This window comes from Paenibacillus riograndensis SBR5, from assembly GCF_000981585.1.
Classification (GTDB): Bacteria; Bacillota; Bacilli; order Paenibacillales; family Paenibacillaceae; genus Paenibacillus_AQ; species Paenibacillus_AQ riograndensis.
This window is the reverse complement of sequence record NZ_LN831776.1, coordinates 4,237,483-4,261,284: the sequence shown is the minus strand read 5'-3', so window position 1 is coordinate 4,261,284 and position 23,802 is coordinate 4,237,483. Positions and strand designations below refer to the sequence as shown.

Annotated in this window: 23 protein-coding genes and 1 pseudogene; 17 read left to right on the top strand and 7 right to left on the bottom strand. The window is 50.5% G+C overall.

Features of this window, described 5'->3' with window-relative positions:
* The first annotated feature begins 17 nt into the window (after positions 1-17).
* Complete coding sequence (locus tag PRIO_RS17885; protein ID WP_020429254.1) at positions 18-512, top strand: RrF2 family transcriptional regulator; 495 nt, start codon at positions 18-20, stop codon at positions 510-512.
* Here PRIO_RS17885 and PRIO_RS17880 read toward each other — a convergent pair.
* Positions 464-889: a hemerythrin domain-containing protein gene (locus tag PRIO_RS17880; protein ID WP_020429253.1), complete on the bottom strand. Its 426-nt coding sequence runs from the start codon at positions 887-889 to the stop codon at positions 464-466. The genes PRIO_RS17885 and PRIO_RS17880 overlap by 49 nt on opposite strands.
* A 326-nt stretch (positions 890-1,215) precedes the next feature.
* On the opposite strand from PRIO_RS17880, the gene PRIO_RS17875 reads away from it, so the two are divergent.
* The 9 genes from PRIO_RS17875 to moaA all read left to right on the top strand — a co-directional run bounded on the left by PRIO_RS17875 (position 1,216) and on the right by moaA (position 12,654).
* A complete protein-coding gene (locus tag PRIO_RS17875) occupies positions 1,216-4,890 on the top strand; it encodes a nitrate reductase subunit alpha (RefSeq protein ID WP_046503921.1) in 3,675 nt (1,224 codons plus the stop codon).
* Positions 4,880-6,457, top strand: a complete 1,578-nt coding sequence (gene narH / locus PRIO_RS17870) for a nitrate reductase subunit beta (RefSeq protein ID WP_020429249.1) — start codon at positions 4,880-4,882, stop codon at positions 6,455-6,457. Before PRIO_RS17875 ends, narH begins: the two co-directional genes overlap by 11 nt.
* Complete coding sequence (gene narJ, locus PRIO_RS17865) at positions 6,450-7,016, top strand: nitrate reductase molybdenum cofactor assembly chaperone (RefSeq protein ID WP_046503918.1); 567 nt, start codon at positions 6,450-6,452, stop codon at positions 7,014-7,016. The genes narH and narJ overlap by 8 nt, the downstream gene beginning before the upstream one ends.
* Positions 7,013-7,699: a respiratory nitrate reductase subunit gamma gene (gene narI, locus PRIO_RS17860; RefSeq protein WP_020429247.1), complete on the top strand. Its 687-nt coding sequence runs from the start codon at positions 7,013-7,015 to the stop codon at positions 7,697-7,699. Before narJ ends, narI begins: the two co-directional genes overlap by 4 nt.
* Before the next feature lie 20 nt (positions 7,700-7,719).
* Positions 7,720-8,178, top strand: coding sequence for a GAF domain-containing protein (locus PRIO_RS17855; protein WP_020429246.1), 459 nt, complete (start codon positions 7,720-7,722; stop codon positions 8,176-8,178).
* A 14-nt stretch (positions 8,179-8,192) separates the two neighbouring features.
* Complete coding sequence (locus tag PRIO_RS17850; protein WP_231869706.1) at positions 8,193-9,245, top strand: sensor histidine kinase; 1,053 nt, start codon at positions 8,193-8,195, stop codon at positions 9,243-9,245.
* Positions 9,246-9,252: 7 nt separating this feature from the next.
* Positions 9,253-9,900, top strand: a complete 648-nt coding sequence (locus tag PRIO_RS17845) for a response regulator transcription factor (RefSeq protein ID WP_039836904.1) — start codon at positions 9,253-9,255, stop codon at positions 9,898-9,900.
* Positions 9,901-10,110: 210 nt separating this feature from the next.
* Entirely contained in the window at positions 10,111-11,601 is a 1,491-nt protein-coding gene (locus PRIO_RS17840) for a nitrate/nitrite transporter (RefSeq protein ID WP_046507088.1), read from the top strand.
* Positions 11,602-11,637: 36 nt separating this feature from the next.
* Positions 11,638-12,654 carry a GTP 3',8-cyclase MoaA gene (gene moaA, locus PRIO_RS17835; RefSeq protein WP_039788959.1) on the top strand — a complete coding sequence of 339 codons (1,017 nt, stop codon included), beginning with the start codon at positions 11,638-11,640 and terminating at the stop codon, positions 12,652-12,654.
* Between the two features lie 7 nt (positions 12,655-12,661).
* Here the strand turns inward: moaA and PRIO_RS17830 are convergent, their stop codons facing one another.
* Together PRIO_RS17830 and PRIO_RS17825 are read right to left on the bottom strand one after the other, a co-directional pair.
* Complete coding sequence (locus PRIO_RS17830) at positions 12,662-12,901, bottom strand: hypothetical protein (RefSeq protein WP_039836908.1); 240 nt, start codon at positions 12,899-12,901, stop codon at positions 12,662-12,664.
* A 69-nt stretch (positions 12,902-12,970) separates the two neighbouring features.
* Positions 12,971-13,870: a phosphotransferase family protein gene (locus PRIO_RS17825; RefSeq protein WP_046503909.1), complete on the bottom strand. Its 900-nt coding sequence runs from the start codon at positions 13,868-13,870 to the stop codon at positions 12,971-12,973.
* A gap of 167 nt (positions 13,871-14,037) precedes the next feature.
* On the opposite strand from PRIO_RS17825, the gene PRIO_RS35625 reads away from it, so the two are divergent.
* Positions 14,038-14,481 (top strand): hypothetical protein, encoded by a 444-nt coding sequence (locus tag PRIO_RS35625; RefSeq protein ID WP_144412116.1) that lies wholly within the window; start codon positions 14,038-14,040, stop codon positions 14,479-14,481.
* Positions 14,482-14,582: 101 nt separating this feature from the next.
* On the opposite strand, the gene PRIO_RS17815 is transcribed toward PRIO_RS35625, so the two are convergent.
* Together PRIO_RS17815 and PRIO_RS17810 are read right to left on the bottom strand one after the other, a co-directional pair.
* Complete coding sequence (locus PRIO_RS17815; protein ID WP_020427932.1) at positions 14,583-15,296, bottom strand: YwiC-like family protein; 714 nt, start codon at positions 15,294-15,296, stop codon at positions 14,583-14,585.
* A gap of 127 nt (positions 15,297-15,423) precedes the next feature.
* Entirely contained in the window at positions 15,424-16,206 is a 783-nt protein-coding gene (locus PRIO_RS17810; RefSeq protein ID WP_046503899.1) for a DeoR/GlpR family DNA-binding transcription regulator, read from the bottom strand.
* A 148-nt stretch (positions 16,207-16,354) separates the two neighbouring features.
* Between PRIO_RS17810 and PRIO_RS17805 the strand changes: the two genes are divergently transcribed.
* Both PRIO_RS17805 and PRIO_RS17800 read left to right on the top strand, forming a co-directional pair.
* The gene (locus tag PRIO_RS17805; protein ID WP_020427934.1) at positions 16,355-17,254 is read left to right on the top strand and encodes a metallophosphoesterase family protein; all 900 of its coding nucleotides are present in this window, start codon (positions 16,355-16,357) and stop codon (positions 17,252-17,254) included.
* 41 nt (positions 17,255-17,295) lie between these two features.
* On the top strand, positions 17,296-18,294 hold the full coding sequence (locus PRIO_RS17800) for a histidinol phosphate phosphatase domain-containing protein (RefSeq protein ID WP_020427935.1): 999 nt from the start codon (positions 17,296-17,298) through the stop codon (positions 18,292-18,294).
* 14 nt (positions 18,295-18,308) lie between these two features.
* Here PRIO_RS17800 and PRIO_RS37480 read toward each other — a convergent pair.
* A pseudogene (locus PRIO_RS37480) lies at positions 18,309-18,453 on the bottom strand (DUF2306 domain-containing protein); the annotation flags it as partial.
* 148 nt (positions 18,454-18,601) lie between these two features.
* On the opposite strand from PRIO_RS37480, the gene PRIO_RS17795 reads away from it, so the two are divergent.
* The 3 genes from PRIO_RS17795 (at position 18,602) to PRIO_RS17785 (ending at position 20,869) form a co-directional block, all read left to right on the top strand.
* Entirely contained in the window at positions 18,602-19,630 is a 1,029-nt protein-coding gene (locus tag PRIO_RS17795) for an AraC family transcriptional regulator (RefSeq protein ID WP_046503896.1), read from the top strand.
* An 84-nt stretch (positions 19,631-19,714) separates the two neighbouring features.
* The gene (locus tag PRIO_RS17790) at positions 19,715-20,509 is read left to right on the top strand and encodes an SDR family NAD(P)-dependent oxidoreductase (RefSeq protein ID WP_046503893.1); all 795 of its coding nucleotides are present in this window, start codon (positions 19,715-19,717) and stop codon (positions 20,507-20,509) included.
* Positions 20,510-20,539: 30 nt separating this feature from the next.
* Positions 20,540-20,869 (top strand): hypothetical protein, encoded by a 330-nt coding sequence (locus tag PRIO_RS17785; protein ID WP_020427939.1) that lies wholly within the window; start codon positions 20,540-20,542, stop codon positions 20,867-20,869.
* Between the two features lie 8 nt (positions 20,870-20,877).
* Here the strand turns inward: PRIO_RS17785 and PRIO_RS17780 are convergent, their stop codons facing one another.
* On the bottom strand, positions 20,878-22,257 hold the full coding sequence (locus PRIO_RS17780) for an MFS transporter (RefSeq protein ID WP_020427940.1): 1,380 nt from the start codon (positions 22,255-22,257) through the stop codon (positions 20,878-20,880).
* A 113-nt stretch (positions 22,258-22,370) separates the two neighbouring features.
* Here PRIO_RS17780 and PRIO_RS17775 point away from each other — a divergent pair, with 113 nt between their 5' ends.
* Positions 22,371-23,246: a LysR family transcriptional regulator gene (locus tag PRIO_RS17775; RefSeq protein WP_020427941.1), complete on the top strand. Its 876-nt coding sequence runs from the start codon at positions 22,371-22,373 to the stop codon at positions 23,244-23,246.
* The last annotated feature ends 556 nt before the right edge of the window (positions 23,247-23,802 follow it).

The following is a 23,802-nucleotide window of genomic DNA, read 5'->3' as shown; positions in this document are numbered from 1 at the left end:
AAGGGATGGTGAATCGAATGAGACTAACCCTGTACACAGATTTCTCTTTGCGGGTCCTCATGTATCTCGGGACGAAGGAGCAGAGTGAGCTGTCAACCATACAAGACATTTCAAACGCCTATCATATCTCCAAAAATCATTTGATGAAGGTATCCCATGAACTTGGGCAAGCAGGGTATATTGAAACGGTAAGAGGCAGAGGAGGGGGAATCCGGCTGGCCAAGGCGCCTGAGCTGATTAACATTGGAGAAGTTGTGCGCCGGATGGAAGATGATTTTCATCTGGTAGAATGCTTTGACCCTTCCGGCAACAACTGTCCGATCTCTCCGGCGTGCGGATTAAAGGGAGTGCTTGGCAGAGCATTGGCTGCTTATTTGCAGGTGCTCAGTGAATATACGTTACAGGATTTATTGCTGAATAAGCATGATCTGCAGGCTATTTTTCAAAGAGAATCAAGTAACGATTATACTGACGGCTCCTCCAGCAGCAGCCTTTCCTCATCCCGGCTATGAATAGCGTTCACCACTAAAAGGGCATGAAACTGCTGAATAACCTCCGGTGTAAGGCCGTCTTCATTAAGCATACTTTTGATATCCGCAACGATTGTGCGAAGCAGCTCATGATCACGGGTTAGCTTCGTTACAGCATCCTGCAGGCTCGGGTGATTAGCTGCCATCTCCGGGTAGAATCCTTCTTCCTCTGCTTCCGCGTGGCTGAGTATCCTGGTTTCCCAGTACTCGACGAGGTGATCAGCCGCTTGGCGCGCGACCTCTAATTCGTGAATCTCCAGCAGGTTCTCAACTTCTTCCGTCTTGGCAACTGCTCCGGACAGCCCGCCTTGATGAATCGCATGATGGGCGTTCAGCTGGCGTAATGAGGGTCCTGTCATTGTTCATCCTCCCCAATTTTTTCTGAATATATTCAGTATAGCATATAGAAAAGCAGTGAAAATTCCGGTTAGGACATCCCCCGTGCAAAAAGAGGGAACTCCCTAACGGCTTAGCGGATATCCTTTCTGACGATAACATGCGAGAAGCTCACCTCTTGAAGAGGCGGGCTTTTTTGCTTTTGGCGGAATCAAGGGATTTCCCGCGGGACTATAGGACATTCCCTAATGGGAACTCATGCCCCGGACCTCCATAATGAAATTATTCAAATGAAAAGTGAGTGTGACTCTTCCATGTCCTTCATTCTGCAAAGGAGTGTTCGTAAGCAATGAAGAAAAAATACGGTCTTAACTTTTTTAAACCGGTCGAAAGTTATTCCGGGAACTGGTCCATTCTGGAGGAAAAAAACAGGGATTGGGAAGATATGTACCGCCAGCGCTGGTCCCATGATAAGGTAGTCCGCACTACACACGGGGTCAACTGTACAGGTTCCTGCAGCTGGAAGGTTTTTGTGAAGAACGGGATCATCACCTGGGAGAACCAGCAGATTGACTACCCGTCCTGCGGACCCGATATGCCGGAGTTTGAACCCAGGGGCTGTCCCAGAGGGGCGACCTTTTCCTGGTACGAATACAGCCCGCTCCGGGTGAAATATCCCTACATGAGAGGGAAGCTGTGGCGGCTCTGGAAGGCTGCATTACTTGAGCATGATAATCCTGTGGATGCATGGGCAAGCATCGTGGAAGACCCCGCGAAAGCCGGTTCCTACAAAAAAGCCCGCGGCAAAGGCGGCCATATCCGTGTAGCCTGGGAGGATGCGCTCCGTCTGATCTCAGCCCAGCTGATCTATACGATCCGCAAATACGGGCCGGACCGGATTGCAGGCTTCACTCCGATTCCGGCCATGTCCATGGTCAGCTATGCTTCGGGTGCGCGGTTCATCTCGCTGCTTGGCGGGCAGATGCTCAGCTTCTACGACTGGTATGCGGATCTGCCTCCGGCTTCACCGCAGATTTGGGGCGAGCAGACGGATGTTCCTGAATCCTCCGACTGGTATAATGCCGGCTATCTGATGATGTGGGGCTCCAATGTGCCGCTTACCCGTACACCGGATGCCCACTTTATGACCGAAGTGCGCTATAAAGGAACCAAAGTGGTGTCGGTGGCGCCGGATTTGGCCGAAAATGTCAAATTCGCTGACAACTGGCTCGCCCCGAATCCCGGAACGGATGCCGCCTTGGCGCAAGCGATGACACATGTAATTCTGAAGGAGTTCTACAATGAGCGTGAAGAACCCATGTTCATTAATTATGCCAAGCAGTTTACGGACATGCCGTTTATCATCCTGCTGGACCCGCATGAGTCCAGCCTAAAGGGCGGCCGGTTCCTGCGGGCAAGCGATCTTGGCGAAGCCTCTCCGCATGCAGACTGGAAACCGGTGATTTATGACACGGTATCCGGTGAGCTGATAGTGCCTAACGGAACGATGGGGCAGCGCTGGGAAACGGACAAGAAATGGAACCTTATTCTCGAACAGGAAGACGGGACGAAGATTGATCCGGCACTTTCTGTAGAAAGCCTTGGCGGGCAGTGGGAAGAAATCGTCTTCCCTTATTTTGATCAGGCGGGGAACGGAACGTTCAAACGTATCATCCCGGCGATGAAAATACGGCTGGCCGATGGTACGGAACGATACGCCGCAACGGTGTATGACTTGATGCTGAGCCAATACGGCATTGCCAGAACGGAAAGTCCCTGGAATGCCAAGGGATACGACGACAGCAGCTCCCATTATACCCCTGCCTGGCAGGAAAAGATTACAAGTGTGAAATCCAGCGTAGTGGTCCAGATTGCCCGTGAATTTGCCCAGAATTCCCTCGATACCGGCGGACGCTCCATGATTATTATGGGTGCCGGAATTAATCACTGGTTCAATAGCGATACCATCTACCGCTCGATCCTGAACCTTGTTGTACTGACGGCATCCCAGGGGGTGAACGGAGGCGGCTGGGCGCATTATGTCGGACAAGAGAAATGCCGCCCTATTGAAGGCTGGTCTACCATCGCATTTGCTAAGGACTGGCAAGGGCCGGCACGGCAGCAGAATGCCACGTCATTCTTCTATTTCGCAACGGAACAGTGGCGCTATGAGGAGAGCGGTACCGATTCGCTGAAGTCGCCGACAGCAGGAGAGGTAGCTTACCAGCACCCGGCTGACTACAATGTGCTTGCTGCAAGGCTAGGCTGGCTGCCTTCCTTCCCGCAGTTCAACAAGAACAGTCTCCTGTTCGCGGAAGAAGCTGCACAACAGGGCAAGAAGTCGAATGCAGACATCATTGCCCATTCGCTGGAGGAGATCAAATCAAGAAAGACGCGTTTTGCGGTGGAAGACCCCGGAGCACCTGAGAACTTTCCGCGCTCACTGTTTATTTGGCGCTCCAATCTGATTTCCAGCTCCGCCAAAGGACAGGAGTATTTCATGAAGCATCTGCTGGGCGCATCCGACGGGCTCCTTGCCCAGCCGAATGAAGAGCAGAAGCCCGAAGAAATCGTCTGGCGGGAGGATGTGGAAGGCAAGCTCGACCTCATGGTTGCGCTGGATTTCCGGATGACAACTACTCCGCTGTATGCGGACATCGTACTCCCGGCTGCGACCTGGTATGAAAAGACGGATCTGTCCTCCACAGATATGCATCCATTTGTGCATCCGTTTAATCCTGCGGTGAACCCGCTGTGGGAATCCCGTTCGGATTGGGATATCTACCGCCAGCTGGCGGAGGTTTTCTCGGAAATGGCGAAATCAGAGCTGCCGGGAGTCTACAAGGATCTTGTCGCTTCCCCGCTTGCACATGATTCGATCAGTGAGATCTCCCAGCCGATGGGGCTGGTCAAAGATTGGGCCAAAGGGGAAGTGGAAGCTGTTCCCGGCAAAACGATGCCGAACCTGAGCATTGTTGAGCGGGATTACACCAAGATCCACGATAAATACATCTCCCTTGGACCCAATCTGGTCGTTGGCAAGGCGGGCGCTCATGGCATCAGCTTCTCTGTGGCTGAAGAATACGAAGAGCTCAAGCGGCTCAACGGGGTCTTTTATGATGAATCCATCAAAAACGGGCTTCCCAAAATCCAAACTGCCCGCCAGGTGGCTGATACCATACTTCATCTGTCATCAGCAACCAACGGCCGTGTGTCACAGAAAGCTTACGAGCAGGCAGAGAAGGATTCCGGTGTTGTGCTGAGGGATATCTCAGCGGACCGGGCAGCAGAGAAAATTACGTTCCAGAGCATCACGGCACAGCCCCGGGAAGTGATTCCGACTCCGGTGTTCAGCGGTTCCAATAAACAAGGCCGCCGTTATTCACCGTTTACAACCAATATTGAACGGCTGGTCCCGTTCCGTACCCTGACGGGAAGGCAGCATTTCTACATTGACCACGAGATCTTCCAGCAGTTTGGCGAGGCGTTGCCGGTCTATAAACCTACCTTGCCGCCAATGGTTTTCGGTCCGCGCGACAGGGAAGTGAAAGGCGGTCAGGATGCGCTGGTGCTGCGGTATTTAACGCCGCATGGCAAGTGGAATATCCACTCGACCTACCAGGATAACCAGCATATGCTGACCTTGTTCCGCGGCGGCCCAACCGTGTGGATCAACAACGAGGACGCGGAGCAGCACGGCATCTCAGATAACGACTGGCTGGAGGTCTATAACCGCAACGGCGTGGTTACGGCCCGCGCTGTCGTCAGCCACCGGATGCCAAGAGGCACTATGTTCATGTACCATGCGCAAGACAAGCATATCCAAGTGCCTGGCTCCGAGATTACAGATACCCGCGGAGGCAGTCATAATGCACCCACCCGGATTCATCTGAAGCCTACCCAGATGGTCGGCGGTTATGCACAGCTCAGCTATGGTTTTAACTACTACGGTCCTATCGGCAACCAGCGTGATGTTTACGTAGCCGTGCGATTAAAGAAGGAGGTCAACTGGCTTGAAGATTAAAGCTCAAGTGGCAATGGTGATGAATCTGGATAAGTGCATAGGCTGTCATACCTGCAGTGTTACCTGCAAAACGACCTGGACGAACCGCAAAGGCGCGGAATACATGTGGTTCAACAACGTAGAAACGAAACCCGGCATCGGATATCCGAAGCGCTGGGAAGACCAGGAGCTGTACAAAGGGGGCTGGCAGCTCCGCAAAGGCAAGCTTGAGCTGAAGTCCGGCAACAAGCTGTCCAAGGTAGCGCTCGGGAAGATTTTTTATAACCCTGACATGCCGGAAATGAAGGATTATTACGAGCCGTGGACTTATAATTATGAGCATTTGACCGAAGCCGGGGAACAAAAACATTCCCCGGTGGCCCGCGCTCATTCGGCAGTAACCGGAGAGAAAATGGATCTGGAATGGGGGCCGAACTGGGAGGATGATTTGGCCGGCGCACATGTAACGGGACCCCTTGATCCGAACATCCAGAAGATCGAAGAGGAAATCAAATTCAACTTCGAGCAGTCGTTTATGATGTATCTGCCCCGTCTCTGTGAACATTGCCTGAATCCGAGCTGTGTTGCTTCCTGTCCCTCGGGAGCGATGTACAAGCGGGAGGAGGACGGCATTGTCCTCGTAGACCAGGAGGCTTGCCGGGGCTGGAGATATTGCATGACGGGCTGTCCTTACAAAAAAGTGTACTTCAACTGGCAGACCAACAAAGCGGAAAAATGCACCTTCTGTTTCCCCCGCGTGGAAGCCGGGCTGCCAACCGTCTGCTCTGAGACTTGTACAGGACGTATCCGGTATCTGGGTGTGCTGCTGTATGACGCAGACAAGGTGCTTGATGCCGCTTCAACACCGGACGTTAAGGATTTGTATCAAGCACAATGTGATCTGTTTATGAATCCCCATGATCCTGAAGTCATCGCTCAGGCCAGAAAAGACGGCATTTCAGAAGACTGGCTGGAAGCGGCACAGAATTCACCGGTCTACAAGCTTGCGATTGAGCATAAGCTGGCGTTCCCGCTGCACCCGGAATACCGGACACTGCCGATGGTCTGGTATGTGCCGCCGCTCAGCCCGATTATGAACTATTTTGAAGGCAAGGATTCTCTGAAGAACCCGGATATGATCTTCCCGGCCGTTGAAGAAATGCGGACACCGATTCAGTATTTAGCCAATATGCTGACCTCAGGCGATACGCAGACTGTAAAAGAAGCCCTGCAGCGGATGGCGATGATGCGTTCCTATATGCGGGCGAAATCAGCAGATCAGCCTTTTGATCTTTCCCGTCTTGACCGGGTTGGCATGACGGCACACCAGACTGAGGAGATGTACCGGCTGCTGGCCATTGCCAAATATGAGGACCGTTTCGTGATTCCGACCTCGCATAAGGAACAGACCATGAATCCTTACCGCGCCCAAGGCTCCGCCGGATACGGCAACCGGATGGGGGACATGGGTTCCGGTTTCGGCTCCGGCTGCTCCGGCTGCGGACCGGCAAGCTCTGCCGGCGGAGACACGAAGACCGCTAAAGAGATTTACGAAGAGAATTTCTACGGGGGGATCTGGCGTGATTGATCTAAGCAAGCTCCATAATTTCAAGCAATCCTTCGGATATTTTGCCCCGCAGCTGATGTATCCGGAAAAGCTGGATTTTCATCCGGCCTTTCTGGAAGAGGCATTTGAAGCCGGACATCCGGCTTACCCTCATGTGCATGCTTATTGGTCGCTCATGCAGACCTTCAGCTTGGATGAGATTCAGGAGAACTATGCCGCAACCTTTGATTTTCAGCGGGACTGCGCCCTTTATATGACCTATTTTAAGTTTGAGGATGCCAAAGAGCGCGGACAAATCCTGGCCAAACTGAAAATCCTGTATGAAATGTACGGTCTTGAAATGCCTGAAGGCGAGCTTCCGGATTACCTGCCGCTTATGTGTGAATTCCTGTATGCTGCGGAGTGGCTGAACGACCCGGCTGCGCCGGAGAATTTCCGGATGCTGACCGCCATTTTTGAAGACGGCACGTATCATTTGCTTCAGGCACTGAACAAACATGAAAGTCCCTATTTCCATCTGATAAAAGGACTGCGGGAAACACTCAAAGCTTGCATCGAACAGGAGGCTCTCAGTCAATGAATATGTTCGATCAATTTTTATGGGTCATCTTCCCATACATCTGCCTCGCTGTTTTTATCGTTGGGCATATTTACCGCTACCGGAGGGATCAGTTCAACTGGACGGCCAAATCCAGCGAATTCATTGAGAAAAAGCAGCTGAAATATGGCAGTATTCTCTTTCACCTCGGGATTATTCCGGTCATCTTCGGACATATCGGCGGTCTGGCGGTCCCGAAGTCATGGATGGAGGCATTGGGTGTTAACGATCATTTGTACCATATCGGTGCTGTATATATCGGGGGGATATTCGGAATGGCTACACTGGCCGGGATGCTGATTCTCACCTCGCGGCGGTTTACGATAAAGAATGTCCGCCGTCTCAGCAGCGCCTCCGATTTGATTGTCAATTCTCTGCTTTTGTTCATCGTATTTATGGGAATGTACTCCACCCTGGTTACGAATGCAGTGCAGCCCGAATTTGATTACCGGGAGACGATCTCGATATGGTTCCGCGGCTTGTTTATGTTCAGTCCTGATCCGTCTCTCATGAAAGAGGTGCCGGTTTCCTTTAAAATCCATGTCCTGTCCGGCTTTGCCATCTTTGCGTTTTGGCCGTTCACCCGGCTAGTTCATGTATGGAGTGTTCCGTTGAATTATGTAGGCAGAAGTTATATTCTATACAGAAGACATAAATCGAATTAAAGGAAAGCGGAGAGGAAACGATGAAAAATCAGGTCGATTACCAGCGGGAGCTTGACCAGATCCGGCAAGCCCTTGGATATGATTTCATGTCATTGGCACTAGCGGACCCTGCGGAATATGACTATGTGATCCGATGGAAATACGCCTCCGGCAACTCGAATTCACGGTATAAGCGGATTGTGCTGCAGTCCGGAAGAGGAATAGCGGGGATCGTATTCAAAACCGGAAAGCCGTTTTTACTCTACTCTGTGCAAGAACAGGTAAAGCAGGATATGCTGTTTAGTTATCCGATTATCAACTCAGAGAAGCTAAAGAGCATCGGGGCTGTGCCGCTGTGGAATGACGCACGCGTGGCAGGGGTCCTTCTCGGCGGGTTTAGAGGTGACCAGCAGGTGAACGATACGATGCTGCGGGAGCTGCAAAATACAGCACGCCTTGGAATCGGAGACTTGAACGGAAAGGAACTGTTGCTGAGTTGAAGCTGCGAGCGGGGATGGATTCATTAAATACGCTGATGCTGAAGCTGTTTGAGAACAGCACGGAGGCTATTTTCTTTTTTGACCGTGAAGGAAGGACGCTGGCGATGAATCCGGCAGCCGCCCATATTGTCGACACCGACTTTCTGAAGCAGCTGGAGCAAGGGAATTCCCTTGCCCTTTGCAGTACATGCAGAGGGTATACCAGCGACATGGAGCTGCGCACCTGCCTCAATTGCTTTTTTCATGTGCCGGACTCTGAGGACTTTACCTCCTATCAGGTATATCTTGAGACCAAAAATAAAGGCGTGATCCCTTTTGCCGCCAGCTTTCATACGATCGATTCAGAGAATGGAATACGGGTACTTATGCTGCGGGATTTAACGAGACAGTTTAAGACGCAGGAGAAATTTTATCAGAATAAAATGATGAAGCATGTCATCGAGGCCCAGGAGAATGAACGGAAACGGATTTCCCGGGAGCTGCATGACAGTGTTGCCCAAGAGCTTATGAGCGCTGTGGTGGATCTGCGGGTGCTTAAATATATGACCGGAGATGAACAGCTGCTCAAAAAGGTGAAGCAAACTGAAGTCTCTATGACACGGCTCTTAAGTGACATCCGCAACCTCTCTGTGGAACTTCGTCCGGCTGCTCTCGACGATTTCGGCCTGGAGGCTGCATTCCGGTCACACTTTAAACGGATGGAGCAAATCTACGGGCTCATGATAGAATTTGAATCCGATCTATCAGAGAAACGTTACGGCAGTGAGATTGAAACGGTGGTCTACCGGGTCTGCCAGGAAGCTTTACTTAATGCTTTGAAATATGCGCAGGTAGACTTGGTTCATGTAAAGCTTACCGAGCGGGACCGGCTGCTGAAGCTTACTATTGAAGATGAGGGCGTCGGTTTCAACCTGGGCGATGAGCCGGATGGTACCGGACTGGGCTTATACGGCATGCAGGAGCGTGCAGAATTAGTAGGAGGCATCTTCAGTGTTGAGTCAGGCATTGGCCTGGGAACCCGAATCATCATTCAAGTTCCTGTTGCCGATGGAAATGGAAAGGAATGATCCCCGGATGAAGATCGTCATCGCAGACGACCACGCCATGGTGCGCAGCGGTTTTTCCATGATCCTGAATTTTCAGGACGACATTGAGGTTATCGGGGCGGCGGCAGACGGGATAGAAGCCTATGCCATGGTAGCGAAACGGAGACCGGATATTCTGATCATGGATCTGAGCATGCCGCCCGGAGAAAGCGGACTGATCGCCACAGGTAAAATCAAAGAAGATTATCCCGATACCAAAATATTGATCCTGACCATGCATGATGATGAAGAATATTTGTTTCATGTCCTGAAGAACGGAGCTTCCGGATATGTGCTGAAAAGCGCACCGGATGAGGAACTGCTGCTCGCCATCCGCACCATCTATGAGGGAGGCACCTATATTCATCCCAAGATGGCAACCTCTCTGGTGCGTGAATTTATCAAGAAGGACAAAACGGCCTCTACAGAAGATTTGTTTGAGCTGCTCTCTAAGCGGGAGCTGGAAATCCTGCCGCTAATCGCTAAGGGATACGGCAACAAGGAAATTGCGGAAAGGCTGTTCATCTCCGTGAAGACAGTGGAAGCCCATAAATCCAAAATCATGGAGAAATTAAACCTGAAAAGCCGGCCGGAGCTGGTCGAATATGCCTTGAAAAAAAAGCTGCTGGATTTCTAGCTTGAATGAATACCCTTATCACGCAATAACTGCAAACGGCTTTCACTGTCCATATCGGGGCGGGGAAGCCGTTTTCGTTTTTTTTCAGGGATTCCCCTCTAAGGGAAAGGGTACTCCCCTATATCTCAAGCAGAGTAAGGACAGATACAATAGGGACAGGAAGTGAAATATACATTTCAGCAGACAAAACTGGCGGAAAAGGTGAGTTATATGATTAAAAAACTGCAATTGCCGTTACAAACATTGAACTTGATTGTTGGCTTCATGGTATGGGTAATTATCTCCTCTCTGATGCCTTTTATTTCCGAGGATATTTCGATTCCTTCGGGAAAACTGGCAATGGTTACGGCGATTCCCGTAGTGCTTGGTTCCATACTCCGAATCCCTATTGGCTATTATGCGAATATTTTCGGGGCACGTATCATCTTTCTCGTCAGCTTCGTGCTGCTGCTGTTTCCGGTTTTCTATATTAGCGAAGCGTCCACGTATACAGACTTGATTATCGGCGGCTTGTTTCTTGGCATTGGCGGAGCTGTTTTTTCGGTAGGGGTTACCTCGCTGCCTAAGTATTTTCCAAAAGAAAAGCATGGGTTCGTTAACGGGATTTATGGCGTCGGGAATCTTGGCACGGCCCTTACGACGTTTACGGCCCCGATCATTGCTGCGCGTTTCGGCTGGGCAACGGCGGTGAAGCTGTACCTGATTCTTCTTCTGGTGTTTATTGTCCTGAATTTCTTTTTCGGAGACCGTCATGAACCAAAGGTAAAAACACCGATTATTGAACAAATCAAAGGCGTTATTAAAAATGAGAAGCTATGGCTGTTCTCGCTCTTTTATTTCATTACATTCGGATCGTTCGTCGCATTCACAATTTATTTGCCAAACTTCCTCGTTTCTAATTTCGGACTGGAGAAGGTAGATGCAGGGATGCGCACAGCCGGTTTTATTGCCGTTGCCACGTTTTTCCGGCCTGTTGGCGGCTGGCTCGCAGACAAATTCCAGTCTCTGATTCTGCTGATCGGAACCTTCAGCATCTATACGGTTGCTGCAATACTCCTGGCTTTCCTGCCCTCCATTGGCCTGTACACGGTGGGGTGCCTCGCCATTGCCGTCAGTGCCGGAATAGGGAATGGCGTGATTTTTAAATTAGTTCCGTTCTATTTCAACAAGCAGGCGGGGATTGCCAACGGAATTGTCTCCATGATGGGCGGACTTGGCGGCTTCTTCCCGCCGATCATGCTCTCGATTATTTTTTCCATCACAGGCCAATATTCAATCGGGTTCATGCTGCTGTCGCAAGTGGCTCTTGCCAGCCTTGTTCTTGTGGTATGGCTCTTGTATCATGACCGCCTGGCGCTTACTTCTGAAGTGTTCAACTCCACAGCCCAGGGGATTCTGGTCACGGATGCGGCGGGTGTCATTAAGAGTGTCAATCCTGCATTTACGAGGCTTACAGGCTTCACTGAAGCAGAAGTGCTCGGCAAACAGCCAAACGTACTGAAGTCAGGCAGACAATCTCAGGATTTCTACCGCAGCATGTGGAGCGAGATCCGGGCAAAGGGTGTGTGGCAGGGAGAGATCTGGAACAGAAGGAAGAATGGTGAAGAGTATCTGCAGCTACTGAATATCAGTGCCGTCAAGGATGAGACAGGGGTAGACATCCGTTATGTCGGTACATTCAGCGATATTACGCGGAAGTAGAGAGAGGGCATTCAAATGCCAAAAGGGGAGGGGCGCATGAACACTACATCCATACAAGATCAGCTAAAGCGGCCCATCCGTGATTTAAGGCTTTCCCTGACAGACCGGTGCAATTTCCGCTGCTCCTACTGCATGCCGAAGGAAATATTCGGTGAGGATTACGCCTTTTTACCTGCCCGGGAGCTGTTGTCCTTTGCTGAAATTCTGCGGCTGACCAGGCTGTTTGTATCCTTAGGGGTAGTCAAAATCAGGCTGACCGGAGGAGAGCCGCTGCTGAGGAAAGATCTTCCGGAGCTTGTGGCAGGAATCCGGTCGCTTAACGGGGTTGAGGACATCGGCCTGACGACCAACGGCGTTTTGCTGGGGCAGCAGGCTAAAGGATTGTACGCAGCAGGACTGCGGCGGCTTAATATCAGTCTGGATGCGCTGCATCCGGAGATTTTTGGGACAATGAATGGAAGAGGGCTCAAGCCGTCTCTTATCCTGAAACATATCGATCAAGCCCGGGAGATGGGTTATGAGATCAAAGTCAATATGGTCGTGCAAAAAGGCGTAAATGAATCGGAGATCCTGCCGATGGCTGCCTATTTCAAGGAACGCAAAATCACCCTCCGTTTCATTGAGTTCATGGATGCGGGAAATGACAATGGCTGGAGTTTGGCAAAAGTGGTTACCAAAAAAGAAATTCTCCAAAGTCTCCGGGAAGTTTATGAGCTGGAGGCTTTGGAGCAGGATTTTTATGGGGAAGTCGCACAGCGCTACCGGTACAAAGACAGTGATGCAGAGATCGGGTTTATTACTTCGGTATCAGAATCCTTTTGCTCATCCTGTACGCGGGCCCGGTTATCTTCTGACGGTAAATTCTACACCTGCCTTTTTGCTTCCGGCGGTACGGATTTGCGGTCACTGCTCCGCAGCGGGGCTGACGACAGCAGCCTGTTGAATGTGATCAAAGACGTCTGGGAGAAACGTACGGACCGGTATTCCGATGAGCGTCAGGAGCACACGGCAGCGGGCCGGAAAAAGATAAGCATGTCCTATATAGGCGGATAGGGGTGTACTAACTATTGATTGATCCGGTTTGAAGATCGTTTTTCGCCGCTTCAAAGTTTCCCGAGCCTACTCTCCGGCGAATTTCTTCTTCTGAGAGATCTTGAGCCACAGGTCCTGTCGGGATGCCGCCGGCGTTTGCTTCAACTTCTGTCTTTTCCACACGGGCGAAGCCGGCATTGGTCCGGCGGCCTATTTCTTCACGCTCTTCGCGGCTTGAGAAGGAGGTTGGTTCAGTTTCCTTTGCCATCGTTAGTATCCCCTTTCGGATTAGTTTACCTAGGAATAATACCCCTTATTATCCGCAAAGAACCATAGTTTACCTGTTGATTTGCATATCCTGTTCCACTGCCTCAAATCCTTCCTGAATCCAATCCGGGTCCCCGGACTCCAAGCCCTCCAACAGATAGCGGACCTGATCGAATGTGACGAACAAGGAGATTTTTTGCAGGCGGGCGTCCAGGTCAGCTTCGCCTCTGTGCGCCATCACTTGACGAGTAAATGGCTCGCCGCAATCCTCAAGCAAATACAAGTAATCGTAATCCGGGTCACTTATCGCGGCGTCGCCGAAGTCGATAATACCTGTCAGAACGGACCGGTGCGAATCCGTCAAAAAGTGATCCGGCGACAAATCGGCGTGAATCAGCGCCGGTATATAACGGGGATATTCTGTATTCTCCAGATAGGCTTGAAACCGCCGGTGGAGATAGCCGCGCGAAGACGGTTCAAGATGAGGAAAAACCTGCCTCTCCGCAGCATCTTTCAGCAACTGGATTTCATCTGCAAGTTGTTGTACGGGGACACCGGCCTGAATAGCCGTTTCAACCGGGAATGCGTTCAGGTCACTCATGAAATCCCCAAGTTGTATGGCCAGTCGTTCTCTTGCGTCACCGGAGACAGAGGCGATTCCGTCTTCCCCCAGGATTTCCCCCTCGACCTTCCGGTAGCCTGCAAAGAGACGGCCATCCTCCTGTGTTCCTCTGTATACAAACTTCGGAATCCCGACCTTGACGCGTTCAGACAACAGAGGCAGCAAATGCATTTCTTTGTTCAATTCATCCGCACCTTGCTGACTTTTGGGAAAGCGAAATACCCATTCCCCGTTCACGAGTACCGCAAAATTCCGATAACCTTCGCCAAGCGACTCCACGGTTCGAATGTTCAATTCCGGGAATTGGTCCGCAATCAGTGCGGAATAACGCCGTTCCTGCTCTTTCAATAGGGCAGCTCCTTTCTATGAACTCAGGCCAATCCGCCTGCTGCCTATATTCTCACCCAACCGGCATATTTTTTCATGACTCAAAAGTACTATAAGAATGGCTTTAATTAACTGGCCAAAGAGGTAAAAGTACCTCTGAGTTCGCCGAAAGCAGGCTGCCCGACTAAATGAGAGGTAAAAGTACCTCTGATTCCGCCGAAAGCAGGCGTCCGGGCCAAATGAGAGGTAAAAGTACCTTAGATTCCGCCGAAAGCAGGCTGCTGAGCCAAATGAGAGGTAAAAGTACCTCTGATTCCGCCGAAAGTGGGCCGCTGGGCCAAATGAGAGGTAAAAGTACCTCTGATTCCGCCGAAAGCAGGCTGCTGGTCCAAATGAGAGGTAAAAGTACCTCTGATTTCGCCGAAAGCGGGCCGCTGGGCCAAATGAGAGGTAAAAGTACCTCCGATTCCACCGAAAGCAGGCGTCCGGGCCAAATGAGAGGTAAAAGTACCTCTCAAGAGGACGGACGGGGATTATCTGTGTGGGATACATTTTCCCGCATTCCGGGTCTGTCACTGCAAAATCAAGCAGTGGTGAACGATAACGAGTCCTGTACCCTTATGATGCGTTAGATTTTGATTCCACAAAGGATGGTTAGAAAAATTGTCAACCATAAAAAAGCGGGTTCCGATAATCGGACACCCGCTTTTTTTGAACCGCCCTATTCCTGATATTAGAAATACAAGACGCATACAGATATGTACAGCATCACAGAAAAGCCGATTTCCAGTATTCCTGTACGTTTGGCTGTAATTTTTGTTTTGGGTAGACTTGCTGCGCGCGCCAGCAGGATTATCAGAGGGACCGTTAACGATGGGAACAGCACCACTCCCGCCAGCAGGAATAATCCATGATAAATCACAGATGCGTAATAATACCGGGGATTGTTTTTTTCACGAATAATCGTTTTTACATACAAGGCAGTCCCCACAAAATACAGCAAAGCCAGTATAAATAATTCACCAGCTATTCCCCAGTCTGTTCCTCCGCCGATATAAAAAACGGGAAAGACCATCAGGCAAAACAGCAGAATTCCCGCGATATCATTGAGCAGGGCCCGCTCATTCTTCGTTCTGGCATAATACAGATTAACCGCAAACAGCGGGAGTGCCGGTAAGGCAAACCAAAGCAGCTTAGGTTCGGTAACAATCAGATAAGCTGCAAAAGGCAAAAGCAGCAGTCCATACATTTTGAGCGGCGGACCATACCGGTCAAAACGCCTCGTTTTGACCCCTTGAAGGAGCGGAAAGATGAACAAATAAATCAGCAGCCAGCACAAGAACAGGGGAATATGCAGAAGTTTTGCCTGGGAGGCCGCCATCCCTAACAAAAAGGGGAGAACCAGCATGGACCAGGCTCCGTGCTGATTGGGAATAAACCTCTTCATTGTAATACACCTCTGTATAGGTAGTTAGATTTATCCTCTAATCAAGTGGACTATTTAAATATATGATCTTCTGCTGTCTCCAATAGTGATTTCAAGCACATGCTGCTCTTGGCACCGTTTTTTTTTGTCAGGACCTGATCCACGCTACCCCTATGCGTTCCAGCTCTTCCTTCCAGCCCCCCGGCAGCTCCTGATCGGAGATGATCACATCGGCAGTGTGCAGCGGAGCGATCTGGCAAAAAGCCGTGCTGCCGATTTTGCTGTGGTCTGCCAGCAGAATCACTTCACTGGCCTGCCCGGCGGCCAGCCGTGACACCAGCGATTCGTTCATATCGTAATCTGTGATGCCTTGGGCAGGCGAAATTCCGCCCACGGACAAAAAGGCTTTGTCCAGTGTGAATTGTTTCAGCAGCTCATGGGCGAGAATCCCGCTCACCGATTGCTGTTGAACGGAGATTTCCCCGCCAAGCAAAATGACTTTGCCCGTAAATTGCTCAAGGGACAAGGCCTGGAGCAAGGCGGACGCTGCTGGCAGGGAGTTCGTCACAATAGTGATGTTCTTTTTTCCGGCCAGCCAGCGGGTCATCTCCAGCACAGTCGTCCCTGTATCCATGAACACAGTGTCCCCATCCTGCAGCAGTCTGGCAGCTTCCCGGCCAATTGCCTGCTTGCCTTCCTGGTTCAGCTTTCGCCTCATCGTATACGAAGGCTCTCCGTCGAAATGGGTGAGCTTCACTGCGCCCCCATACACGCGCTTTAACTTCCGTTGTTCCTCCAAAGCATCCAGATCGCGGCGGATCGTCTCATTGGACACCTCAAGCTGCTGCGCGAGCGGGATAACTTTTACCTTTCCGGTTTCCTCCAATTGCTGCAAGATCAGCTGCTGCCGTTCTTCTGCGAGTAATGTCATCGTGCAACCCCCTTATGTAAAATTAACGCTTGCATCCTTTTGACTGTTAGTGCTATTTTAAAGTAAAAGGACACAAAAAACAACGCAATTACACAAAGAACAACATGAATATCACAAAACAATGAGTTTTACTTTGAGGAGGTTCAAGATGAATAAGCAACGTCTTTCTTTTCATGCAGATGGCACTTTTAAAATTGTACAGTTTACCGATATCCATCTGAAGGATGGAATCGAACCGGAGCGTGATACCCGGACGCTGGCCCTGATGGAGCGTATTCTGATCAGCGAGCAACCGGATCTGGTAGTGTTCAGCGGTGACCTGGTTTACAGCGAAGAGACCGTGGACCCTAAGGCAACGTTCCGGCGGGTGATTGAGGTTGCCGTACAGGCAGGCACGCCTTTTGCTGTGATCTATGGCAACCACGATACAGAGAAGGGGGTTACACGGGAAGAGCTGCAGGCGATTTTGACAGAATATGAGCTGTGTATGGCTGAAGCCGGACCGGGAGAGATCCACGGCACGGGCAATTATGTGCTGCCGCTTTTCAACCACTCTGCAGACCGGGAGTCGGCGGCACTGTATTTCGTGGATTCGGGTGAATATGCGCCTGCAGCCATCGGCGGGTATGCCTGGATTCATTCCGATCAAGTGGCCTGGTATTTGCAGGAATCGGCCAAGAACAGAGAGAGAAACGGCGGGGTGCTGCCTGCTCTGGCTTTTATGCATATTCCTATCCCTGAGTATCAGGAGGTATGGCAGTCCGGGAGTGTAGCCGGGAGAAAAGGCGAAATGGTCTGCTGCTCCAAAGTGAACAGCGGCTGGTTCGCGGCCATGCTGGAAGCAGGGGATGTGATGGCAACCTTCGCCGGGCACGATCATGACAATGATTACATAGGTGTGCTGCACGGGATAACACTGGCCTATGGCCGGGTGACCGGGCATAACACGTATGGGTCACTGCAGCGCGGGGCCAGGGTCATTCAACTGAAGGAAGGGGAACGGCGCTTCGAAACCTGGATCAGGCAGGAGGATGGAAGCGTAATTTAGCGCAGAGGTGGAGCAGGTACCGCAAAAGGAGAGGATACGTAATGAAGATAGATTTTCACCTCCATCTGGAAGAAGGACCTTATTCGCCTAGATGGCTGCAGCGTACGATGGAAAGTCTAACCGCGATGACGGACAGCAGCGAGCAGATCCATACGCAGGCTTGGATGCAGGAGAGCTTCGGTCGGCTGGAGCGGCGCATGACGGGTGGAGCTTTTACAGAGGAATGGCTGGACCTGTATCTGAAACAGGCCAAGCAGCGCGGCATTCACACGGTGGGCATCGTCGATCATCTGTACCGTTTCACGAAATATAAAGCCTATTATGAAAAACACATGCTATTGGATGATACCTTGATAGGCCGTCTGCAGCGGGAGTGGCTGGATCAGGTGTGTATGGCGGATACAGAGCATTTTGTTGCTTGCATTCAGGCCCAAAAGGAAAAATGGCAGCGTGAAGGGGTGCAGCTGCGGCTCGGCATCGAAGCCGATTATTTCCCGGGCTGCGAACAGGAGCTAGCCGGAATATTGAAGGAACAGCCGTACGACTATGTTATCGGTTCAGTCCATTTTGTAGATGGCTGGGGCTTCGACAATCCGGCGACCCAGATGTATTTTGAACAATTTGATCTGGAAGTCCTGTATGCCCGGTTCTTCGAGATCGTCGGCCAAGCGGTGTCTTCACGCCTGTTCGATATTGTCGCCCACCTCGACAACCTCAAAGCCTTCAACTACCGCCCGGATGAACAACGCCTGCTGCCGATGTATGAGCGGATTGCGGATTTGCTGATCGCGCATGATACGGCCACGGAGATTAACGCGGGAATGGTGTACCGCTATCCGATCCGGGAAATGTGCCCGGGCCCGGCTTTCCTGGCCGTACTGGCGGCCAAAGGCGTGCTGCTCACCACCTCTACCGATGCCCATTTTCCTGACGATCTCGGCGGGTATACAGATCAACAGCTGGAGATGCTGAAGCAGGCGGGAGTGCGGGAAATTGTAACCTTCCAGAACCGGCGGCGAAGCCGGCACTGGCTGGAATAATAACTACATTTGCGCAGGCGGGTAGAAAAGTTGATCAGGCCCGCCGCCATGGCAATGCAGGCAAAGAAACGTACACGCATAACGCTTAACCAGACCGGGAGATTAAGCTCACGCTTAAGCCCGGTTTTTTTGGTGTGAAAAACCTTCTGCTCCCGGATCGGGCATAAGAGGCCCGCATTAGTTCCTGCAAAAAAATGATAAACTGGGATGCAAGGGTGAGGTTTTCATGAATGCATTAACCACGGTCTCGTAGTAGACTGTGTGATGGAAACCAAAACGAAAATAAAGCTAAAGGAGGCCCGGGTGTATGAAGTCTTCTGACTCTATTAAAATCCCGCCGGGATTCTGGGCAGGATTACGTCATTTAGGGATTGCTGCCCACGATGTAGCTCGTAAAGCAGGGCAGCCGCTCACAATTATTGCTGAACCTGCAGTCACCACCGCCCAATATTTCGCGGTCTGGCAGGCTTATTCCGATCTCATTGGTGACACTGCCAAAGGGATCATCGAGCTTGCGGCAGGTTTTGAAACCGCGAAGTACCCGCCGACTGTCTTAGCAACATACCACGCCCGTGACTACCGGGATGCTCTAAACCGAATGGCCCGCTACAAACAACTGTGTCCTCCAGAAAACTTGCGTATCACCGAGGAGGGGGAGAGCTGTACCATCGCACTGGAATGGCTGTGCACCGAGCAACCCGGTCCGCCGATGTTGATGGGTATTACACTAGCCTATCTTTTGGAGCTTGGGCGACGGGGGACAGGTCTGCCTTTGACAGCGCGCATCGTCGAATTCTCGGATGATATGGGCGATGTACAGACCCTTGAAGCATACTTCGGCTGTCCTGTCCGGATGGGTGCACCATGCAACCGGTTGACACTGCACCGAAAAGATCTGGACCGTCCCTTTGTCTCATACAACGAAGAGTTGCTGGAGATTCTGACTCCGGCTCTGGACCGGTCGCTGGGTGAACAGCAGCGCAATCGCTCAATTTCCGGGATGGTTAAATGGATCATGAAACGCAGCCTTACCGGAGGACGGCCCGATATTCAGGCTGTTGCGAAAGAGCTGGGAATAAGCGACCGCACCTTGCAGCGCCGGCTTTCTGACGAAAATACGACCTTTAAGCATTTGTTAACACAAGCCAGACATGAGCAGGCACTGGAGTACTTGGCAGACTCTTCGCTCGATATTAAAGAAGTTGCGTTTATGATTGGATATGCAGACCAGAACTCGTTTTACCGCGCCTTCCGGCTTTGGGAAGGTGATACTCCGTCGAATTGGCGTGTAAAACAAGAATTTTGGCGCAATGCGCTAGTTACTGAATCAACCTGACAAGGTAACATAATCACTTGTAATGGGCGATTTCGAAGAGGAGCTGATCATTACATATTTCCAATGATGAAGGAGAAATAAATTATGGATATGGGTTTAAACAATAAAACAGCTTTAGTTACAGGATCAACGAAAGGTATAGGTAAAGCAATTGCCGTTGAACTTGCTAAAGAAGGTGTTAATGTACTAATTAACGGACGGAGTTATGAAGAGGCAGAACGGACGGTAAATGAAATGAAGTCCAATTTCCCGGCTACCTCTCCTCAAAATGCTGCAGCTGATATAGTGGATACCCGGCAAAGAGAAGCTTTATTTGAAAAATACCCGGATATTGATATTTTGGTTAACAACACGGGGATTTATGAAATTATGCAGTATGAGGACGTTGACGATGAAATATGGGAAAAATATTTTCGCATTAATGTTCTGGCGGCAAATGGATTATCCAAATTTTATTTACCTAAAATGTTGAAAAAAGATTATGGCCGCATTATCTTTATTGCGAGTGAAGAAGCCATTATGCCTTCAGGGCAAATGCCGCAGTACACCATGACCAAATCGATGCTCTTATCTTTGTCAAAAAGCTTGTCCAAATTAACAAGAGGAACAGAAGTTACAGTCAATACGATCATGCCCGGACCAACACTCTCTGAAAATGTGCGGCAAATCATTGATGGTGTGTACGCTAATGAAGATATGACTTTTTCCGAAAAAGAGAAAAAATTTATGACTGCCAACCTGCCACAATCTGAAATTCAGCGGTTTATTAAGCCGATTGAAATAGGACGGCTGGCTGCATTTGTATGCAGCCCTTATGCTTCCGCATTTAAAGGTTCTCCTATCCGTATGGATGGGGGAATGGTGCCGACGATATTTTGAGGACAAAGGGGAGGGGAAGAACGCAGCCTGATGCTGCTTGCGGCAGAGCAGCTTCAGGCAGGTGGTGCGGAGCTTGCAATTCCCGCTGAAGGCGTTTTGTACAACGGCCGGAGGAAGGCATTAAGCAGAGAGACGGACGACGTTGCTTATCCGCAGACCATTTCTTTTGCTGCTGGCGGGGGTTATGCCGAAGTCCGGGTGACCGGAGTCATGGATCGTTATGCGATGAATTGCGGTTTACGCGGCCTCCAGCTTGTCGTTCCTGAAGCGACGGTAAGGGCTATCCGCAGACAGATGCAGGGTTTCTCCAATATGGAAGCCTTTCGCATCCACATCTATCAGCTTGCGGACCCCTGCTGAACCTGCTGCTATTGCAACGGCTTCGACTCTCTTTGCCGCCAGTTCATAAATACTAAGACCAAGGCGATTGCCGAGAGAATAACCCCAAGCAGCCGAAACCCTCCAGCGCTGAAGGTATCGCCCATCACGATGCCCAGCAGCAATGAGGATAGTATAGTTCCCAAGTATCTTGAGGTCATAAATACTCCCGAAGCTACTCCGATGATTTCTTTTGGAGCGCTTTTGAACAAGGCTGCCTGCATACCGACACTATTCAATCCGTTGCCAATACCGAATGCGCCTAAAGCCACACAGACGCTGATTACCGGCGAGCTTTGATTCATTGTCACGATCCATACGGACCCCAAGGCCATTAATATCGCGGACAGAAACAATGCCGGCCCTGGTCCCGATCTATCGATCCATCGCCCTGCTATGGGAGAAGCAATGAGCGAGCATAGTCCCAGACTCAGCATGAGAATTCCTGTATGGAATTCGCTGACATGGCGCACTATCTGCAGGTAGGAAGGAAGCCCGAAAAACAGTGAGTAATATAGTACGTTAACGAGTATAAATTCGACATTGACCCGGGCCATCTCCGGATATTTGGCGAACGTACGCACCGGAATAAAGGGTGAGGACGCTTTTAACTCATGCCGTACGAAAGCAACCAATGCGATCAGGCCAATCCCTCCGGTCAGAACATGTCCAAATGAAATATGGCCGGAGGATTTTGCTGACAGCAACCCGGCGAGCAGGGCAACCAGACCCGCTGCAAAAAGCAGGATACCCGGCGCATCTATCATGGTTATCCATTGACGGAAGGACATGTTGCGCAGAGCGGCCACGGGCGGTTCGTCCTTAGGAATGGCCCTCCAAGCTAATAGAAAGCTTGCCGCTGCAAATGGAATATTGACGAAGAAGATACCATGCCAATCCCACCAGTGGATAACCACCCCGCCAATAAAGGGTCCGATTGCTGCCGCTCCCGATAGGAAAATGGACATCACTGACAGCGCAGACGCTTGTTTCTCCGTAATATGAACCCGCACAATAGCCATTCCTACAGAAACCATCATGCTTGTTCCGATGGATTGCACAATCCGGAACACGATGAGCCACCCGAAGCCTGGAGCCAGCGGAGCTGCTAATGACGCGACGAAAGCTACAACAAGGCCTGCCAGAAATATTTTTCTGCGTCCAAATAAATCACTGGCCTTCCCCATAATAGGCTGGGCGACCGCACTTGCAATGTAGAAAGAAAAAATAATCCAGGATACCTCAGTAAAATCGAGACGGTACACATTTTGCAGCCTTGCTATAGCAACGGAAATCATCGAAGAATTTAAAGGGTTCAACAGTACCCCGAGACCCACGGAAATCAGCAACCACCTGCTGCGAGCATTCATTTTTAGTCCTCCCTAAGTTGTATTGATGTCATCGTACTTGAAATTGATCATTTATTCCAACGCCTTTTATGTTATGATTTCATGGACTTGAAGGAATGAATGGAGGGTGTGAATTGGAACTTCTTCAACTGCAATATTTTCTCGTAGTAGCCCGATTGGAGCATGTGACCGAAGCCGCACGAAGCCTGCACGTGACCCAATCCTCACTAAGCAAAACGATTGGACGCCTGGAGGAAGATCTGGGAGTCCCTCTGTTCGACCGGGTAGGGAGGAAGCTGCGGCTCAATGAGTACGGGAACAAATTCCTCCACAGGGCAGAAAGGGCTTTGTTTGAACTGGAGCAGGGAAAGCAGGAACTAAGGGATCTATCCTCCCCGGAACAAGGTACGCTCGAACTGGCGGTGACTGCCGCGAGCGCGTTGCCCCATATCCTTCGGGAGTTCCGTAAAAAGCGGCCCCATGTACAATTTCATGTGCAAATGCTGGCCACGCAGGAAATGGTTAAGCTGCTTCACCAAGGAGATGTTGATGTCTGCTTGTCATCCCCCGCCGTCGAAGAGGAGGACATTGAATGTCAAGTCGTTTACAATGACCCCATTCTTGTTGCTGTTCCCAAAGGGCACCGGCTGGCTGAACGAACCAGCGTATCTTTGACAGAGCTTAAGGATGAATCGTTTATCGGTGTAAAAAGAGGTTATGGCACCCGCGATTTAGCAGACAGGATATGTAAATCGGTTGGTTTTGAACCCAAATATGTATATGAGGGGGATGAACCTGCAAGGCTGAGCGCTCTGGTGGAGGCGGAAATCGGCATCGCTTTTATACCAAGCACGGCAAGAAACTCACGTGACCAAATCCAATATCTTCAAGTAGAGAACCACGAATTGGTGCGGGAGATTGCATTATTATGGCACAAGAGACGCTACATCTCGCAGACTGCCCTGGAGTTCCGGGAGGTCGTTGCGGACTATTTCAAGCCACTGACCTGAAAATACAGGCGCTGGCTTTTTTTAAAATATAAGAATTCTTATGTTTTGGGGGAACTGACTTCCCCTTTAACTGTAATACAGTGTGAAAAAATGTGGATATCTTGGAAGCCTCACAGGATATAAGCGATGCAGGAGGATAGGGCTCCATCCGTGGACTGAAGCGGACAGAGGAGCCCTTATTTTGCCAAAAACCTTACTTTTTCAGCAGTTACGGACACAGGAGCCGTTATATCGTTCGATGGAGCCTGGAATAAAGGGGAAAGGGACAAATAAAGGCATCTCAGTCTGTCCCTGCGGAATAGACGAATCTTCTATCCATAACGGCTCTCCTGTCCGTAACGGCTGCGGATCGATCGCGAAGGAATAGGCGATCCGTCCTTACCGGCTTCTTCGCAGGTGCTAGTTGGAAAAAGGGAACTTATTTTTCCGAAAATTAAGAAATTTTGAGAGTTAAGTGGAAAAAGTAAACCTAATCACCCATGGCCTGGCGGCCACCGTCGGTCATGAAAATCAGGTGAAGTCAGAGTATATATTTGGTAAAATCGTGCTGTGGATC

What these genes read in the sequence shown, in the direction of transcription:
- PRIO_RS17885 (WP_020429254.1), top strand. Translation starts at nt 18, where the DNA reads ATGAGACTAACCCTGTACACAGATTTCTCTTTGCGGGTCCTCATGTAT.
- PRIO_RS17880 (WP_020429253.1), bottom strand. Translation starts at nt 889, where the DNA reads ATGACAGGACCCTCATTACGCCAGCTGAACGCCCATCATGCGATTCAT.
- PRIO_RS17875 (WP_046503921.1), top strand. Translation starts at nt 1,216, where the DNA reads ATGAAGAAAAAATACGGTCTTAACTTTTTTAAACCGGTCGAAAGTTAT.
- narI (WP_020429247.1), top strand. Translation starts at nt 7,013, where the DNA reads ATGAATATGTTCGATCAATTTTTATGGGTCATCTTCCCATACATCTGC.
- PRIO_RS17855 (WP_020429246.1), top strand. Translation starts at nt 7,720, where the DNA reads ATGAAAAATCAGGTCGATTACCAGCGGGAGCTTGACCAGATCCGGCAA.
- PRIO_RS17850 (WP_231869706.1), top strand. Translation starts at nt 8,193, where the DNA reads ATGGATTCATTAAATACGCTGATGCTGAAGCTGTTTGAGAACAGCACG.
- PRIO_RS17845 (WP_039836904.1), top strand. Translation starts at nt 9,253, where the DNA reads ATGAAGATCGTCATCGCAGACGACCACGCCATGGTGCGCAGCGGTTTT.
- PRIO_RS17840 (WP_046507088.1), top strand. Translation starts at nt 10,111, where the DNA reads ATGATTAAAAAACTGCAATTGCCGTTACAAACATTGAACTTGATTGTT.
- moaA (WP_039788959.1), top strand. Translation starts at nt 11,638, where the DNA reads ATGAACACTACATCCATACAAGATCAGCTAAAGCGGCCCATCCGTGAT.
- PRIO_RS17830 (WP_039836908.1), bottom strand. Translation starts at nt 12,901, where the DNA reads ATGGCAAAGGAAACTGAACCAACCTCCTTCTCAAGCCGCGAAGAGCGT.
- PRIO_RS35625 (WP_144412116.1), top strand. Translation starts at nt 14,038, where the DNA reads ATGAGAGGTAAAAGTACCTCTGATTCCGCCGAAAGCAGGCGTCCGGGC.
- PRIO_RS17815 (WP_020427932.1), bottom strand. Translation starts at nt 15,296, where the DNA reads ATGAAGAGGTTTATTCCCAATCAGCACGGAGCCTGGTCCATGCTGGTT.
- PRIO_RS17810 (WP_046503899.1), bottom strand. Translation starts at nt 16,206, where the DNA reads ATGACATTACTCGCAGAAGAACGGCAGCAGCTGATCTTGCAGCAATTG.
- PRIO_RS17805 (WP_020427934.1), top strand. Translation starts at nt 16,355, where the DNA reads ATGAATAAGCAACGTCTTTCTTTTCATGCAGATGGCACTTTTAAAATT.
- PRIO_RS17800 (WP_020427935.1), top strand. Translation starts at nt 17,296, where the DNA reads ATGAAGATAGATTTTCACCTCCATCTGGAAGAAGGACCTTATTCGCCT.
- PRIO_RS17795 (WP_046503896.1), top strand. Translation starts at nt 18,602, where the DNA reads ATGAAGTCTTCTGACTCTATTAAAATCCCGCCGGGATTCTGGGCAGGA.
- PRIO_RS17790 (WP_046503893.1), top strand. Translation starts at nt 19,715, where the DNA reads ATGGATATGGGTTTAAACAATAAAACAGCTTTAGTTACAGGATCAACG.
- PRIO_RS17785 (WP_020427939.1), top strand. Translation starts at nt 20,540, where the DNA reads ATGCTGCTTGCGGCAGAGCAGCTTCAGGCAGGTGGTGCGGAGCTTGCA.
- PRIO_RS17780 (WP_020427940.1), bottom strand. Translation starts at nt 22,257, where the DNA reads ATGAATGCTCGCAGCAGGTGGTTGCTGATTTCCGTGGGTCTCGGGGTA.